The organism is Rhodopseudomonas palustris (genome assembly GCF_003031265.1).
Lineage (GTDB): Bacteria > Pseudomonadota > Alphaproteobacteria > Rhizobiales > Xanthobacteraceae > Rhodopseudomonas > Rhodopseudomonas palustris_H.
The window spans coordinates 5,086,283-5,101,490 of the sequence record NZ_CP019966.1; the positions used below are offsets into that span (position 1 = coordinate 5,086,283).

The 15,208-nt window shown below is 64.8% G+C and carries 12 protein-coding genes; 6 read left to right on the forward strand and 6 right to left on the reverse strand.

From position 1 onward, the window contains the following. The first annotated feature begins 19 nt into the window (after positions 1–19). The gene (locus tag RPPS3_RS23610) at positions 20–916 is read left to right on the forward strand and encodes an efflux RND transporter periplasmic adaptor subunit (protein WP_107346217.1); all 897 of its coding nucleotides are present in this window, start codon (positions 20–22) and stop codon (positions 914–916) included. A gap of 60 nt (positions 917–976) precedes the next feature. Here RPPS3_RS23610 and RPPS3_RS23615 read toward each other — a convergent pair whose 3' ends face one another. Next, on the reverse strand, positions 977–1,231 hold the full coding sequence (locus RPPS3_RS23615; protein ID WP_107346218.1) for a superinfection immunity protein: 255 nt from the start codon (positions 1,229–1,231) through the stop codon (positions 977–979). 554 nt (positions 1,232–1,785) lie between these two features. Between RPPS3_RS23615 and RPPS3_RS23620 the strand changes: the two genes are divergently transcribed. Continuing rightward, positions 1,786–3,465, forward strand: a complete 1,680-nt coding sequence (locus tag RPPS3_RS23620; protein WP_107346219.1) for a methyl-accepting chemotaxis protein — start codon at positions 1,786–1,788, stop codon at positions 3,463–3,465. Between the two features lie 40 nt (positions 3,466–3,505). On the opposite strand, the gene RPPS3_RS23625 is transcribed toward RPPS3_RS23620, so the two are convergent. Beyond that, the gene (locus tag RPPS3_RS23625; RefSeq protein WP_107346220.1) at positions 3,506–5,143 is read right to left on the reverse strand and encodes a lysine--tRNA ligase; all 1,638 of its coding nucleotides are present in this window, start codon (positions 5,141–5,143) and stop codon (positions 3,506–3,508) included. 33 nt (positions 5,144–5,176) lie between these two features. Next, complete coding sequence (locus RPPS3_RS23630; RefSeq protein WP_234820044.1) at positions 5,177–6,097, reverse strand: transporter substrate-binding domain-containing protein; 921 nt, start codon at positions 6,095–6,097, stop codon at positions 5,177–5,179. Positions 6,098–6,173: 76 nt separating this feature from the next. Between RPPS3_RS23630 and RPPS3_RS23635 the strand changes: the two genes are divergently transcribed. After that, complete coding sequence (locus RPPS3_RS23635) at positions 6,174–8,225, forward strand: glycosyltransferase (RefSeq protein ID WP_107346222.1); 2,052 nt, start codon at positions 6,174–6,176, stop codon at positions 8,223–8,225. Position 8,226: 1 nt separating this feature from the next. Here RPPS3_RS23635 and RPPS3_RS23640 read toward each other — a convergent pair whose 3' ends face one another. Continuing rightward, positions 8,227–8,826: an SCO family protein gene (locus RPPS3_RS23640; protein WP_107346223.1), complete on the reverse strand. Its 600-nt coding sequence runs from the start codon at positions 8,824–8,826 to the stop codon at positions 8,227–8,229. Positions 8,827–9,001: 175 nt separating this feature from the next. Beyond that, positions 9,002–9,460 carry a hypothetical protein gene (locus RPPS3_RS23645; protein WP_107346224.1) on the reverse strand — a complete coding sequence of 153 codons (459 nt, stop codon included), beginning with the start codon at positions 9,458–9,460 and terminating at the stop codon, positions 9,002–9,004. Positions 9,461–10,194: 734 nt separating this feature from the next. On the opposite strand from RPPS3_RS23645, the gene RPPS3_RS23650 reads away from it, so the two are divergent. Together RPPS3_RS23650 and RPPS3_RS23655 are read left to right on the forward strand one after the other, a co-directional pair. Then, entirely contained in the window at positions 10,195–12,165 is a 1,971-nt protein-coding gene (locus RPPS3_RS23650; RefSeq protein WP_107346225.1) for a methyl-accepting chemotaxis protein, read from the forward strand. A 148-nt stretch (positions 12,166–12,313) separates the two neighbouring features. Beyond that, on the forward strand, positions 12,314–12,691 hold the full coding sequence (locus tag RPPS3_RS23655; RefSeq protein WP_107346226.1) for a hypothetical protein: 378 nt from the start codon (positions 12,314–12,316) through the stop codon (positions 12,689–12,691). A 188-nt stretch (positions 12,692–12,879) separates the two neighbouring features. On the opposite strand, the gene RPPS3_RS23660 is transcribed toward RPPS3_RS23655, so the two are convergent. Then, positions 12,880–14,043 (reverse strand): NADH:flavin oxidoreductase/NADH oxidase, encoded by a 1,164-nt coding sequence (locus RPPS3_RS23660; protein ID WP_107346227.1) that lies wholly within the window; start codon positions 14,041–14,043, stop codon positions 12,880–12,882. Between the two features lie 228 nt (positions 14,044–14,271). Here RPPS3_RS23660 and RPPS3_RS23665 point away from each other — a divergent pair, with 228 nt between their 5' ends. Then, positions 14,272–15,207, forward strand: a complete 936-nt coding sequence (locus RPPS3_RS23665) for a tripartite tricarboxylate transporter substrate binding protein (protein ID WP_234820045.1) — start codon at positions 14,272–14,274, stop codon at positions 15,205–15,207. Position 15,208: the final 1 nt, after the last annotated feature.

A 15,208-nucleotide genomic window follows, 5' to 3' on the forward strand; every position in this document is an offset into this window, starting at 1 on the left:
ATCGAGGCAAGGACCCAACATGACCAGGCTGATCGCTGATCCCCTCCGTTTGGGGCCTGATCTTCAGCGTGCAACGCTGCTGGCTCTCGTGATCACCTGCGCGCTGGTATCACCGGTCCGCGCTCAGGGAAGTGAAGCCGCCGCCCAGACCGTCACGGTCTTTCCCGCCGCCAAGGCCTGCTTTCCGGCGGTGGTCGAGGTGTCGGGATTTCTAATCCCGCGCGACGAAGTCTCGGTGCGACCGGACCGGCCCGGGGCCAAAATCAGCGACGTGCTGGTCGACCCAGGTGAGACCGTCACCCAGGGCCAAACCTTGGCGAAGCTCGACGGCGGCAGCACGGTTCAGGCGCCGGTCGCCGGCCTGGTGTCGGCTTCGACCGCTTTGATCGGCGCACCGGCGTCGCCAAAGGGCGAAGCGCTGTTCACCATCGTCAGCCGCGGCGAGTTCGATCTCGTTGGACAGGTGCCGACCCGCGACATGCCGCGGCTGTCGGTCGGCCAAACCGCGACCGTGAAGGTGGTCGGCGACAAAAACGAGCTACAGGGCAAGGTTCGCCGCGTTTCCGCCACGGTGGAGCCGAAGACCCAGCTCGGCAACGTGTTCGTCGGCGTCAGCTCGGACAAGCGCCTGCTCGCCAACGCCTCCGGCCGAGCCACCATCAAGACCGGCGAGAGCTGCAACATCTCGGTGCCGCTCACCGCGGTGATCTACAATCCGGTCGGAACCATCGTGCAGGTCGTGCGGCGCCAGGTGGTCGAAACCCGCCGCGTCGAAATCGGCCTGATGAATGGTGGCAACGTCGAAATCCGCGAGGGCCTGAAGGAAGGCGACATCGTGGTCGAACGTGCAGGCGCGCTGCTCCGCGAAGGCGACGCGGTGCGCCCGGTGCTGGCCGCCGGCGCCTCGGCGAAATAACACCGAGGCGCCTGACGGCTTCGGCCGCGACCGATCCGCCGCAAAGGGTTACGGCACGAGCTATCGAACCAGAGACAAGCGAGGCTGGGACACCCGCTCCTTGTCGGCGAACACCGCATAGTACAACGCGTAGGCCCAGCCGATGCCGGTCCAGCCGAGCAGCAGATTGCCGACGTAGAGTCCCCATTTGTATTCGACGTTGCGCGCGAACGCGATCAACATTGGCGCGCAGTACAACGCAGCAGCAACGAGATACATCGACCAGACGATCGCCGGCATGTTGGCGTCGTAGGGCAGTCCAGCCAGTTCAGACATTGTCTTCCTCCATGAGACCTGATGAGAAACGGCACTGTCTTTCCCTTTGGAGCTGACGAGCAAACTGACGGGGCCGCTCCAGCGGCAACCCGACGAGGGATTATCGTTGTGCCGACTGTGCGAAAGACGCAACGCAGCAAACTTTGTTTGAAATCAAAACTGCGACGGGAAAGACTGCGTCACTTCAACGCGGCAACAGGCCGGTGATACCAGATCAAGGCATACGGCAGGTATCAGCGCGCCATTCACGACTGATATCAGGAATAACAGTCAGCAAAGTTGCCGCACCCGAGACACACCGCACCTGTTGCACCCTGCCGCGCTTCTTCTCGTAACCCTGCCCCGAATCGCATCAACGGCGCGAGAGGCGACTGCGTAGTTCGCCTAGGGCCGCCCCTCTCATCGGCATTTGTCGTTTTGGTAGTCCCACGAGTAACGCAACTGGTGCGCCGTGGGGTATTTAGGAACTCGTTCATTGAACCGAGACGCCGCTCCGGGATTCCAAAACCTCCCGCGGGTGAGTGATTTACGCGGCGTCGACCTGAGAGGCTTAGATGCGACTTTCAATCACCCGAGCGGTTCTGATGTTCGGCCTCATCATCGGCACAGGCCTGGCGGCGGTTTTCGGGGCGAGCCTGTACGGCCTTTCCCAGCTCAAGGTCGGCGGGCCGCTGTATGAGCAGATCAAGCTCGGCAACGATCTGGTGGCCGATATCCTGCCGCCGCCCGCCTATGTGATCGAAGCCTATCTGGAAGCGACGCTGGCGCTGGAAGACCCCGGCTCTTCCGCGCTTCACCGCGAGCGGCTCGACCGCCTCAAGAAGGAGTACCAGGACCGTCACGCCTTCTGGCGCAAGGCGCCGCTCGAGCCGGCCATCAAGGCGCGGCTGATCGATGATTCCGACCGCGAGGTGCAGAAATTCTGGCGCATCATCGATGCGAGCCTGGTTCCGGCGATCGAGGCCAAGGATCCGGATGCCGCGATGCAGGCCTATAAGGATTTGACCGCCGCCTACACGGCGCATCGCGCGATCATCGACGACATCGTCAAGCGCACCAACGATCTCAACGCCGCCACCGAAGCCGCGACGGCGGTCCGCGTGACCGACCTTAATTATCTGCTGTGGGGCGTATCCGGCATCGTGTTCCTGCTGTTCGTGGCTGGGCTGACGGCGATCGTAAAAAGGGTGATCGTGCCGATCACCGGAATGACCGAAGTGATGCGGCGGCTGGCAAGCGGCGATCGGGCTGTTGCCATTCCGGCGATCGAGCGTGGCGACGAGGTCGGCGCGATGGCGCGGGCCGTTCAGGTGTTCAAGGACAATGCGCTGCGGGTCGAAGCCATGGAGTCCGAGCAGGGCATCAAGGCGCGAGCCGACGCCGATCGCCGCGCCGAGATGCACAAGATGGCCGACGACCTGGATCGTGCCATCGGCCGCATCGTTCAGACCGTGACCTCCACCTCCGCCGACATGGAAGCGGCCGCCAGACAGCTCGAGAGCGGGGCCGAGACGACCCAGCACCTGGCAACGACGGTGGCGGCGGCTTCGCAGCAATCCTGTGCAACGGCGCAGTCGGCGTCCGTGTCCTGCAACGAGGTAGCCTCATCGGCCTCGCAGATCGGTCAGCAGGTCCGGCAATCGCAGAACATTTCCCAGGCCGCCGTCCGGCAGGCGCAGGAAACCAACGCGCGGATCGCCGAGCTTTCGAAGGCAGCCGGGCGCATCGGCGATGTGGTGGATCTGATCAACGCGGTTGCGTCGCAGACCAACCTGCTGGCGCTCAACGCCACCATCGAAGCCGCGCGCGCCGGCGAGGCCGGCCGTGGCTTTGCCGTCGTGGCCGCCGAAGTGAAAGCACTGGCCGCGCAGACCGCGCGCGCGACCGACGAGATCACCGAACAGATCGCCCAGATGACGGCGGCGACCGAATCGTCGGTGTCGGCGATCGAAGCGATCGGCAACACCATCCTGCAGATCTCGGAGATTTCGGATTCGACCGCCTCGGCCGTCGATCACCAGGGCGCCGCGATGCGCGAGATCGCCAGCACGGTGCGGCAATCGGCGGATGCTGCGACCGAAGTCTCGGGGACGATCGGGGCGGTCCGCGAGGGCGCCCAGAACACGGGCGCGGCCTCAACGCATGTGCACGATCTCGCCGCCGCGCTGCTGGCGGAAAGCCGTCATCTCAAGATCGAGGTCGACCGCTTCTCGGCCGCAGTGCGAGCGGCCTGATCGTGGAGCGCGGCACTGTCCGGCGCCGCGCCTGTTGATCTTACGCGCTGCGCGCCAGCGCGCCGTCGATCATCGCCACCGCATTGCTGACGCCGTAGACGGCCACGAAGGAGCCGAACCTCGGCCCTTTCTCCTGGCCGAGTAGCACCTGGTACAGCATGTTGAACCAGTCGAGCGAGACGCCCGGCTTGCCGTCCTTGGCGGTCTTCTTGTGGTCGAGGAACGGCTCGCGGCGGCCGATCTCGTACACCACGTCCTGGATCGCCTCGGCGGTCGCGTCCGCCGGCAGCTGTGACAACGCATCGCGCAGATCCTGCAGCGCGGCGCGCTCGGCATCGGTCGGATCGCGGAACACCTTGGTGGGCGCCACGAAGTCGCGGTAGTAATTGATTGCGTAACCGACCATCGCGTCGAGCTTGGGATGGCTCTGCGGCGTCACGCCCGGCCGGTAGCGGCCGATGAAGCCCCACAGCGTATCGGCGTTTTCGGCATTGGACGACGACACCAGCGTCAACAGCAGCTGGAACGTCACCGGCATGTCGGCCTGCGGCGGATTGCCGGAATGGATGTGCCAGACCGGGTTGGCGAGCCGCTGCTTCAGATCCTGCCGCGCGTAGCCATCGAGGAACTGCTGATACTCGTCGACGTTGCGCGGGATCACATCGAAATACAGCCGCTTCGCCGCCTTCGGCTCGCGGTACATGAACAGCGACAGCGATTCCGGCGAAGCGTAGCGCAGCCACTCCTCGATGGTCAGGCCGTTGCCCTTCGACTTCGAGATCTTCTGGCCCTTGTCGTCGAGGAACAGCTCGTAGTTGAAGCCTTCCGGCGGCGTGCCGCCGATCGCCTGGGCGATCTTGCCGGACAGCTTCACGGAATCGATCAGGTCCTTGCCGGCCATCTCGTAGTCGACGCCGAGCGCGGTCCAACGCATCGCCCAGTCCGGCTTCCATTGCAGCTTGCAGTGACCGCCGGTGACCGGAACGGTGATGCGTTCATTGGTTTCCGGATCGTCGTAGGAAATCGTGCCGGCCTTGACGTCGTGCGCGACGATCGGCACCTGCAGCACCACGCCGGTGCGCGGGCAAATGGGGAGGAATGGCGAATAGCTGGCGGCGCGCTCCTCGCGGAGCGACGGCAGCATGATCGCCATCACCTTCTCGAGCCGCTCCAACACCTTCAGCAGCGTCGCGTCGAACCGGCCCGACTTGTAGTACTCGGTCGCCGAAGCGAACTCGTAGTCGAAACCGAATGTGTCGAGGAAGGCGCGCAGCCGCGCGTTGTTGTGGGCGCCGAACGAATCATGGGTGCCGAACGGATCCGGCACGCTGGTCAGCGACTTGCCGAGATTCTTCTCCAGCAGCTCCTTGTTCGGCACATTGTCCGGCACCTTGCGCAGGCCGTCCATGTCATCCGAGAACGCCAGCAGCTTGGTCTTGATCTTGTCGTCGGTCAGCACACGGAAGGCATGGCGCACCATCGTGGTGCGCGCGACCTCGCCGAACGTGCCGATATGCGGCAGCCCCGACGGACCGTAACCGGTCTCGAACAGCACCTCGTCCTTCGGATGCTTTTTCAGCCGGTTCACCAGCGCGCGCGCCTGCTCGAACGGCCAGGCGTTGGATTGTTCGGCGAGGGTGCGCAGCTCGGAAGCGCTCGGAAGGTCGATCGTCGTCATTCAGGTCTCCAGCCGCCCTTGAAGGCGGGTCTTTCAAAACGGGCTGACGGAAAAATACCGGAGCCACAAGTCGGTGTACTGGCCCTTTTCCCAAACCCGGAACAGCGCCCAATTCAGCGCCTGGCGCAACGTGTCGTTGCCCTTGCGCACCGCGATGCCGACGCCCTCGCCGAAATAGCGGCTCTCCAGGAACGGAGCGCCGGAGAATGCGCAGCAGTTCTCCGAGTCGGTGCCGTTGATCCAGAACGCCAGCGAGATCGCGTCGCCGAAGATGAAATCGACTTCGCCCCGCTTCAGCGCGGTCCGCAGCGCCTCGGCATTCGGATAGGAATGCAGCTCGGCGTCGGTGAACATCGCCTTCAGATAGGCCTCATGCGCCGAACCGGCGACCGCGCCGACCTTGCGGCCTTCGAGAAACTCAGGACGCATCTCCCGCATCACCGCATCCTTGCGGGCGACGAACCGCGCCGGCGTGCGGTAATAGGGATCGGTGAAATCCAGCTTGGTGCGGGTCTGCGGCGTCACCGCCAGCGACGCGATGATGGCGTCGCCGCGATTGCCGGCGAGCGCGTCGAGTAGGGTCTCGAACTTCCGCATCTGCACCGTACAGGTGATCTTGATCTCATCGCACAGCGCGCGGGCCAGATCGACGTTGAACCCTGCCGGATTGCCGTCGGCCCCGGTGAAGTTGAACGGCGGATAATCGACCTCGGTCAGGAACCGGATCATCGTCAGGCGCGACATATCCGGCCGCTCCGGCCGCCGCCGTGGATCCCAAAACCCCGGCACCGCATGCGCGGTCGCGTCCGCAATCGCCTTCGCCTCGGGCGCGGTCTCCGCAGCCCGCGCGGCCACAGGCGTCAGCAGCGTGGTCGCGGCGAGCGCCAGCGCCGCCACGGCTGCGCGCCAGACGGCCGGTCGGCCATTGATCAACATCGCAATCTGTGGTTGCATAGTCAGGGGTTCCGCACCGGCGGTCTTATAGACCATCCGACGCGAGACGCGAGTATCGTTTGCGTAAGAGCGTGCCATGGTCGGGACCGACCACGCCGGACTGCACGAGACGATGACCGACGGGCGCGGCGATGGTGAGGCAATCGCCCCATGGCCCGGGCCGCCCCGGTTTCTCGCCGCCCGGCCTGCCTACGTCAGCAACGACAATCATCCAGGCGAGCAATGGCGCGAGGCTGCGGACCGACAATCCGAAGCGATCGCAGCGCCGGAGCTGGATTGCTTGCGCGGCGTGCTTGCGCCGGCACTGCTGCAGGCGGCCGCGCGGCGCGCCAGAGACCTCGACATCGGTGCCGACCGTGTCCTGATTCAGCAGGGCCTGATCGAGGAGGAAGCGTATCTCCGCTATCTCGCCCGCTGGCTTCGCCTCGGCTTCGAAGACTTCGGCGCGTTCGATCGCGCCGACTGTCCGCTGGAGGACGCGCAAATCTCGTCTGCCACTGCGACCGGAATTGTGCCGCTCCGGGTCGATGGCGAATTGATCTGGGTGGTGGCGCCGCGACATCTTGCGAGCCATCGGCTGTGCGGGCTGCTCGACGACTATCCGGACACACGCCCGCGGCTGCGATTGGCCTCGACGGCGAATCTGGAGACCTTTCTGGCGCAGCAGGGCGAGCGCACACTGGCCGACATCGCCAGCTCCGATCTGCACCAGCGCCACCCGATGCTGTCGGCGGCGCCGCGCCGACCCGGTCCGGTGTGGCGGCAGCGCCTGAAGCGCGGGGTTTGTGTGGCGGTCCCGCTCGCTCTGCCGCTCTATCTCTATCCTGACATCACGACGACGCTGCTGGCAGCCTGGTTCATCGGCTTTGCCGGATTGCGATTGCTGGCCTGCTTGTGGCCACGCTCGACCTTGCCATCGCCGCCGCGAAAGCCGGACGCCGAATTGCCGATCTATACGGTGGTGGCGGCGCTGTATCGCGAAGCCGACTCGGTGGGAACGCTGGTGGAGGCTCTCGACGCGCTCGATTACCCACACGAGAAGCTCGACCTTATCCTGGTGATCGAGCCCGACGACCTCGCCACCCGCGCGGCACTGGCACGGATCAAACAGCGGCCGCATCTGCGGGTGCTGATCGCGCCTGCGGTCGAGCCGAGAACGAAGCCGAAAGCGCTCAACTACGCCCTCGCCTTCGCGCGCGGCAGCTTCATTGCGGTGTACGATGCCGAAGACCGGCCCGACCCGGACCAGCTGCGGGCGGCGTTGGCAGCGTTCGATGCTGCGAGCCCCGACACCGCTTGCGTCCAGGCCAGCCTGTGCATCGACAATCTCACCCATAGCTGGCTGTCGCGCACATTCCTGGCCGAATATGCCGGCCAGTTCGATCTGTTTCTGCCTGGCCTGGCGGCGCTCGGACTGCCGCTGCCGCTCGGCGGCACCTCCAACCATTTCCGCACCGATGTGCTCCGCGCGATCGGCGGCTGGGATCCGCACAACGTCACCGAAGACGCCGACCTCGGCTTCCGGCTGGCCCGGTTCGGCCACCGCTGCGTCACCATTGCTTCGGCCACCTACGAGGAAGCTCCGATCGCGTTCGGCAACTGGCTGCCGCAGCGGGCACGCTGGATGAAGGGCTGGATCCAGACCTGGGCGGTGCATATGCGGCAGCCGATCCGGCTGTGGCGCGAGATCGGCTGGCGCGGCGTGATCGGCCTCAACCTGGTGGTCGGCGGCAATGTGCTGTCGGCGCTGGCCTATCCATTATTGGTGTGGCTCGCCGTTGCGGCGGCAATCGATTGGCCGGAGCAGTTGCCGGTATGGCTCGGCGGCTGGCTGGAGCCCGCGGCGCCGAGCGCGCTGCACTGGCTGACGATCGCATCCGGCGTTGCATCGACATTGGTGGTCGGCCTGCTCGGCCTCGCCCGGCGGCGGCAATTACGGCACGCCGGCGCATTGGCGCTGACGCCGCTCTATTGGCTGTGCCTATCGGCGGCGGCGTGGCGCGCGCTGGCGCAATTCGTCTGGTGTCCGTACCGCTGGGACAAGACTCAGCACGGCGTTGCCCGCCGTCCGCATCCGCTGGCGCCGAAGCCAAAAGCCCGGCGGTCGCGATGGCGGCTGTCGGCGTAAGCTACAGATACCGCTTCAGGTCGGCCGCAGCCTCCTCGGGCTTGCGCTTGATGTTGAACGGCGAGACGAAATTGCCCGACTTGTCCATCAGATAGATCAGCGCGGTGTGATCCATCGTGTAGTCGCCGTCCTTCAGCGGGACCTTCTTGGCATAGACCCGGTAGGCCTTCTCGATCTTCTCGGTGGCTTCCGGGGTTCCGACCAGCCCCTTCAGATGCGGATCGAAGCTCGACAGATAGTCCTTCATCGACTGCGGAGTGTCGCGCTCGGGATCCACCGAGACGAAATAGGCATTGATGCGGTCGGCATCGGGGCCCATCGCGCCGAGCACCTGCGACAACTCGAACAGCGAGGTCGGGCAGACGTCCGGGCAACGGGTGAAGCCGAAGAAGATCAGGGTCGGCTTACCCTTCATGCTTTGTTCGGTGATGACCTGGCCGTTCTGGTCAGTGAGACGGAACGGACCGCCGATCGTCGCCGGTGCCGAGATCTTCTGCAGACCGCCGAGCAGCCACAGCACGACCACGAGGCCGACGATCAGGCTGCCGGCAAACGCGGCGATCACGACCAGCGGGCGGATGGATTTGGCTTGTGCAGACATCGGCAGACACCTCGCAACCTTCGGAGCGGCCGGTTGGACGCTATTTCAGCCCAGCCGCTGCGATGTGCGGCAATCGCCGCACGGTCGCCCCCAATAGAGCCAGCGGCGGCGCCCGGCAAGCCGCGACGCCGTCGCACTGATCACGTGATCCGGAGGATGGATCGCGGGCGCGGAATCAGCGGCCGGCCTGAGCCTGCGCGTCCATGTAACAGGGACGGTACATCGACATCAGCTGCTTGCCGCGCAGGAAGATCATGTGACGGGTCAAGCCACCGCGCTTGGCGATCCAGCGGCGGATGCTGGTCGGGTACATCGTGTACAGCATCTGCGTGGCCTCGGTATTGGTGATGACGTTGCCATTCGAGCCGAGATCCCAGGCGGCGTGGAAGCCGAGATTGGCCCGGGAAGTCACGCAGATCTTATCGTGCGGGACCGCACCCAGCACGATGGTGCAGGCCGAGGCGCACAGGCCGTCGATCATCACGGTTTCGCCGGAGCTGCGCAGCGACTGGTAGCGGTCCACATAGGTTCCGATCCGGCCGCCACGATCGTCGGCGATTCGCACCATCGCCTGGCTCGACGCCACGCCGGCGACCAGCAGCATGGCCGCGAGCATCCCCGTGAACAGTCTCATGGCTCCCCCAACGATCCCCGTCGCGAAGCCGCAGACCGTGCGCCCTCGAGACAGCGTCAGGGTGATTTCCGATCAAGGCTTTGTCCAGATCGACGGCCGGCCTCGGACCAATTTCAAATCGAGTGTTGCCCGCAGGATGCACTGCGGTTCGTGGGGTCCCAAACTGAAACAGGACGGTTCGATACGTCGTGGAGGAACGCCGATTCGGTTCCATGACGGATGCCGCCGGCACCCGCAGCCGATGCTTGGACGCAGACCGCATGAGGGAGGTCCGTGGCCAGCTACGGGCCCCGCGAGATGCGCTGACGTGCGTCACTACGACCGATCGAGTCGAGCACAATCTCTCGACACCGCACTAGGAACGCCGAACCAGATTCTATCGCTCGCGTCTCTGTTAGTAATCGATCGCCTTCGATCCGGCGTCTGCATGAAATTTCCCAGCGATCGTCATCGAAGCGTCATCCCCGTCTTGCGAAAGCTTCGCGACAACTAATCAATCCGATCCGGACAAGTACCAGGATTTCAACATCGCGGGAGATCTTAAGGCAAACTTAGCACCGGTTCGTCCAAGCTTAGTTATTACGTCAAGATTCGAATCTGGAGCCTCATCGGACCAGCGATCGACTACGTCGCAGATTGCTCAGTGTTTGTGCAGATTGCCTGCCTCACCAACAAGCACGTCCACAACTCACACGTCATCGTCCAAGCGAATCGTCTGAAACTCGGGATCTCCCATGTCTCTTCGTCTCGGCCTCACGTCCAAGATCAATTCCATCGCTCTGGTCGGCATCATTGGCGTTCTCGCCTTTGGCGCGCTGTATATGATCGGAACATCGTCACAAGACGCAGCGAGGCTGATTGACGAACGAGCCCGCACACTCGGCGACAGCAACGCAAAATTGCAAATCGCCCTGCTCGAGCAGCGCCGCGCCGAGAAAAACTTCATGCTGCGCAAGGACGAGCAATATCTCGGCATGTTTCAGCAGAGCGGCCGAGTGGCAGCCGAGACGCTCGCGGACATGATCCGGCAGACCGAGGCAGCCGGTCAGACTGAACTCACCCGCAGTTTGAAATCGGTGCAGGACGGATTTGAGAACTACCAGCGCCAATTCGGCAGGTTCGGTGAGGCCACCGTGAAGCTCGGCCTCAAGGAAGATCTTGGGCTCGAAGGCAGCCTGCGAGCGTCGGTGCACGATGTCGAAAAGACGATCAGCAGCTTCGACTCCCCGCCCCTGATGGTGCAGATGCTGATGATGCGCCGGCACGAGAAGGACTTCATGCTCCGCCGCCATCCGAAATACGGCGACGAGATGAAGAAGCAATCCGCCGAATTCGCCAAGCTGCTCGCCGCCTCCGACCTGCCGCCAACGGCAAAGACCGAGATCACCCAAAAGCTCGGCGCCTATCAGCGCGACTTCTCCGCCTGGATGGAGAATGCCCTGGCGTTGGACCGTGCCGAGAAGGACATGGTGACGACCTACCGGGCAGTGCAACCCGCGCTCGACGAGCTCTCCAGCACGGTTAGGCAGCAGGCGGAGCTCGCGAAGACGATGGCCGCCACCGCGCGGCGGGCCACCGAGCAGCGCATGCAGATCGCGATCATCGCCATCATCCTGACCGTGATGGTGCTCGGGATCTGGATTGCGCGGTCGATCACCAAGCCACTCAGCGGGCTGAACACCGGCATCCGCCGCCTCGGCGATGGCGAACTCGATCTGGTGCTGCCGGGCCTGCAGCGCAGCGACGAGATCGGCGACATGGCGCGCGCGGTGGAATCCTGCAAGCTGAAGGCCGAGGAGCGCGCCGCAGCAGAAGCCGCCGCCAAGGCGGAGCATGACCGGCTGGCCGCGCAGCAGCGCAAAGGCGAGATGATCGCCCTCGCCGCCAAGTTCGAAGACGCGGTCGGCGAGATCGTCGAGACCGTATCGTCGGCCTCGACCGAGCTGGAAGCTTCGGCGACCACCCTGACCTCGACCGCCGATCACGCCCAGCAGTTCACCACCCTGGTCGCCGCAGCTTCCGAGGAGGCGTCCACCAATGTGCAATCGGTGGCGTCGGCCAGCGAAGAGATGTCGTCCTCGGTCAATGAGATCAGCCGCCAGGTGCAGGAGTCGGCGCGGATTGCCAGCGAGGCAGTGACGCAGGCGCAGGCCACCAACGAACGCGTCAGCCACCTGTCCGAAGCCGCATCACGGATCGGCGACGTCGTCGAACTGATCAACACCATCGCAGCCCAAACCAACCTGCTGGCGCTGAATGCCACGATCGAGGCGGCGCGCGCCGGCGAAGCCGGCCGCGGCTTCGCCGTGGTGGCAGCCGAAGTGAAGCAACTCGCCGAACAGACCGCCAAGGCCACCGACCAGATCAGCCAGCAGGTCGGCGGCATCCAGACCGCCACCGACCAGTCGGTGAGCGCGATCCGGCAGATCGGCGAGACCATCGCGCGGATGTCGGAGATCGCCGCGACGATCGCCTCCGCAGTGGAAGAACAGGGCGCCGCGACGCAGGAAATCTCGCGCAACGTGCACCACGCCGCCGAAGGTGCCCATCAGGTCTCGGTGAACATCGTCGAGGTCCAGCGCGGCGCCTCGGCGACCGGCTCGGCTTCTGCGCAGGTGCTGTCCGCGGCGCAGTCGCTGGCGCATGACAGCACCCGGCTGAAAGACGAAGTCGCCCGCTTCCTCCGAACGGTGCGGGCGGCGTAGTTCGCGGCGCGCGGCGGATTGATGACCAACTGGTTACCAAGCCGTGCCGTTAATGATCTTCGTAAAGGTTGATTCTGCTCGATCGTTGACGGACGTCGTGATCACAACCAAACATGCGGCGATATTTCATTGGCGCTGAGGATCGTCCATGTCTCGTTTGTCCGCCGCTTTGCTCGCTTCCGCCGTCGTCGCCGGCGCGGCCGTCGCGCTGCCGACCGCAGCCTCCGCTTGTTACGGCTGCGCCCCGCCGCCGTGCTACACCTGCTATCAGCAGCAATACGTTGCTCCGGAGTACCGCACCGTCGAGGAGACGGTGATGGTCAACCCGGGCCGCGTGGTCGCCCACCGCGTTCCGCCGCAGTATCGCACCGTGATGGTGCCGAAGACCGTGATGGTCTCTCCCGGCGGCGTCGAATACGAGCGCATCCCGCCGCAATACGCCACCCGCGAGCGCGTCGAGATGGTGTCGCCGGGCTACAGCTACTACGCGCCGGTCCGTCCGCGCTGCGGCGGCTGCGGCTGGTAACGACTCGTTAACGTCTTAGGATTGGGGGGAGTTTATGCGCCCCATCCTGATGCGCCGACCGTTTCGATGGGTTTCGCTGTACGCTCAACCCAACCTACCGACTTCGCTCTAATTTGCGTCTACACCAACGTCGTGATGGCCGGGCTTCGTCCCGGCCATCCGCGTTTTCAGGCGGCGCGGCTGATCTCTCAGCTCCGCCGGAATGGCAGCTTCGGCCCGTCGAGTTTGCGCAGGCCCGACTCGCGGCGCTCCAGCCACCAGCCATATTGCTTCGGCCAGTCGGCGAACACCTCATCGCCTTCGGTGAGTTCGAGCTGCGCGTGTAGCGCCCAGTTCGGATCGAACAGCGCCTCGCGGCCGATCGCGATCAGATCAGCCTGACCCTGCTCGACGATCTTCTCGGCCTGATCCGGATGGATGATCAGCCCAACCGCAATGGTCGGGATCTCGGCTTCGGTCCGGATGGTTTCGGCGAACAGCACCTGGAAGCCGTAGCCACGCGGAATCCGGTTGGCAGTGGCCGACCCGAGCAGTCCACCCGACGAACAATCAATGATGTCGGCGCCGCGCGCCTTGGCCTCGCGCGCGAATACGACCGAGTCGGCAAGCTCGATGCCGCCATCGACGCCATCGACCGCCGATACCCGCACCGCCAGCGGCAGTGTGTCGGGCCAGGCGTCGCGGACCGTCTCGATCACCTCCAGCGGAAACCGCATCCGCCCGGCGCGGTCGCCGCCATAGGCGTCGGTGCGCCTGTTCGACAGCGGCGACAGGAACGAGTGCAGCAGATAGCCGTGGGCGCAGTGCACTTCGAGCATCTCGAACCCGGCTTCGACCGCGCGCAGCGTCGCGCTGCGCCAAGCCTCGAGCAGATGGTCGAGATCGTCGTCGCTCAGTTCCTGCGGCGTCAGCCAGCCTTCGTCCATCGGGATCGCGCTCGGCGCGACGATGTCCCACGGCTGATCACCGCGGGCGATGTCCTCCGCGGTCAGCGCGGCGTTGCCGTACCATGGCCGTTGCATGCTCGCCTTGCGGCCGGCGTGGGCGAGCTGAATCGCCGGCACCGCACCATTGTCGCGCAGAAAGGCGGCGATCCGCTCCAGCGGCCGGATCTGGTCGTCCTTCCACAGTCCGAGATCGCCATGGGTGATGCGGCCGTTGGCGGTTACCGCGGTCGCTTCGACCATCACGATGCCGGTGCCGCCCTGGGCGAACTTGCCGAGATGCACCAAGTGCCAGTCGTTGGCCACGCCATCGACTGCGGAATACTGGCACATCGGCGAGATCAGGATGCGGTTCTTGGCGGTGATGCCGCGCAGGGTGAACGGGCGAAACAGCGGCGGCTGTGACATCGGGACTCCACAACGTTCCTCGGAAAGACTTCTTCAGTCGGGCGGACAGCTCGGCGCAGACGCCAGCTCCTCCCGTTCGTTACGCACGATTCTGACGGTCCGGCCGCATCAGGTCAATTGCAGCAGTCGCTGTGAAATCCGGTTCAGTTGGACTATCGTCGCGCCATGAGCTTGATCCGACGTATTGTTTTGTCTCGCCGGGCCGTCCTGACCACCGCTGCCGCAGCCTTGGCGACGGCGAGGATTCCGTCGCCCGCACGGGCGCAGGGCCTGTATCCGACCCGCCCGGTGCGGATCGTGCTGCCGTTCGCGGCCGGCGGTGTCGCCGACATCACAGCGCGCCTGATCGCCGATCAGCTCGGCACCAAGCTCGGCCAGCGTTTCTATGTCGAGAACCAGCCGGGCGCCGGCGGCATCGCCGCGGCGCGCACGGTGATCTCGTCGCCTCCAGACGGCACCACGCTGGCGCTGTTGTCGAACGGCACCGCGATCAGCGTGTCGCTGTTCAAGAAGCTGCCGTTCGATCCGGTGAAGGATTTCGCGCCGATCTCGAGCCTCGGCACCTTCGACTTCCTGTTCGCGGTCCGCGCCGAGTCCAAGTTCAAGACGCTGGAAGACGTCATCAAGGCAGCGAAGCAGAAGCCCGGCGCGCTCAATGTCGGCACCATCAATACCGGCAGCACGCAGAACCTCGCCGCGGCGTTGTTCAAGACTGCGGCCGGGGTCGACTTTGTGATCGTTCCGTTTCGCGGAACGCCGGAAGTGCTGGTGGCGCTGCTGCAGGACAGCGTCGACCTGACGATCGACAGCTATTCGGCGCTGAAGGGAAATCTCGCCGATGGCAAGATCCGGGCTTTGGCAGCAACCGGGCCGCTGCGCTCGAAGATCACGCCCGAGATTCCGACTTTGCGCGAGAGCGGCATCGAAGCCAGCATCGAATCCTGGAACGGGTTGTTCGCACCGGCCGGTACGCCACCCGGCGTGATCGGCGCCTTGAACACCGCGCTACAGGAGATCCTCGCCGATCCCGCCCTCAAGAAGAAGATGCTCGAACTCGGCATCGACGCCAAGCCGTCGACGCCAGACCAGTTGGCGGCGCGGCTGCGCGGCGACATCGAGAAATGGCGCGCCGTGATCGAGCAGTCCGGCATCGAGCGGCAATAGC

Bases quoted from the DNA above. Each gene is read 5' to 3' on its own strand.
- RPPS3_RS23655 (WP_107346226.1), top strand. From the start codon at position 12,314: ATGTCTCGTTTGTCCGCCGCTTTGCTCGCTTCCGCCGTCGTCGCCGGC.
- RPPS3_RS23660 (WP_107346227.1), bottom strand. From the start codon at position 14,043: ATGTCACAGCCGCCGCTGTTTCGCCCGTTCACCCTGCGCGGCATCACC.
- RPPS3_RS23635 (WP_107346222.1), top strand. From the start codon at position 6,174: ATGGTCGGGACCGACCACGCCGGACTGCACGAGACGATGACCGACGGG.
- RPPS3_RS23625 (WP_107346220.1), bottom strand. From the start codon at position 5,143: ATGACGACGATCGACCTTCCGAGCGCTTCCGAGCTGCGCACCCTCGCC.
- RPPS3_RS23610 (WP_107346217.1), top strand. From the start codon at position 20: ATGACCAGGCTGATCGCTGATCCCCTCCGTTTGGGGCCTGATCTTCAG.
- RPPS3_RS23650 (WP_107346225.1), top strand. From the start codon at position 10,195: ATGTCTCTTCGTCTCGGCCTCACGTCCAAGATCAATTCCATCGCTCTG.
- RPPS3_RS23640 (WP_107346223.1), bottom strand. From the start codon at position 8,826: ATGTCTGCACAAGCCAAATCCATCCGCCCGCTGGTCGTGATCGCCGCG.
- RPPS3_RS23615 (WP_107346218.1), bottom strand. From the start codon at position 1,231: ATGTCTGAACTGGCTGGACTGCCCTACGACGCCAACATGCCGGCGATC.
- RPPS3_RS23620 (WP_107346219.1), top strand. From the start codon at position 1,786: ATGCGACTTTCAATCACCCGAGCGGTTCTGATGTTCGGCCTCATCATC.
- RPPS3_RS23645 (WP_107346224.1), bottom strand. From the start codon at position 9,460: ATGAGACTGTTCACGGGGATGCTCGCGGCCATGCTGCTGGTCGCCGGC.
- RPPS3_RS23630 (WP_234820044.1), bottom strand. From the start codon at position 6,097: ATGCAACCACAGATTGCGATGTTGATCAATGGCCGACCGGCCGTCTGG.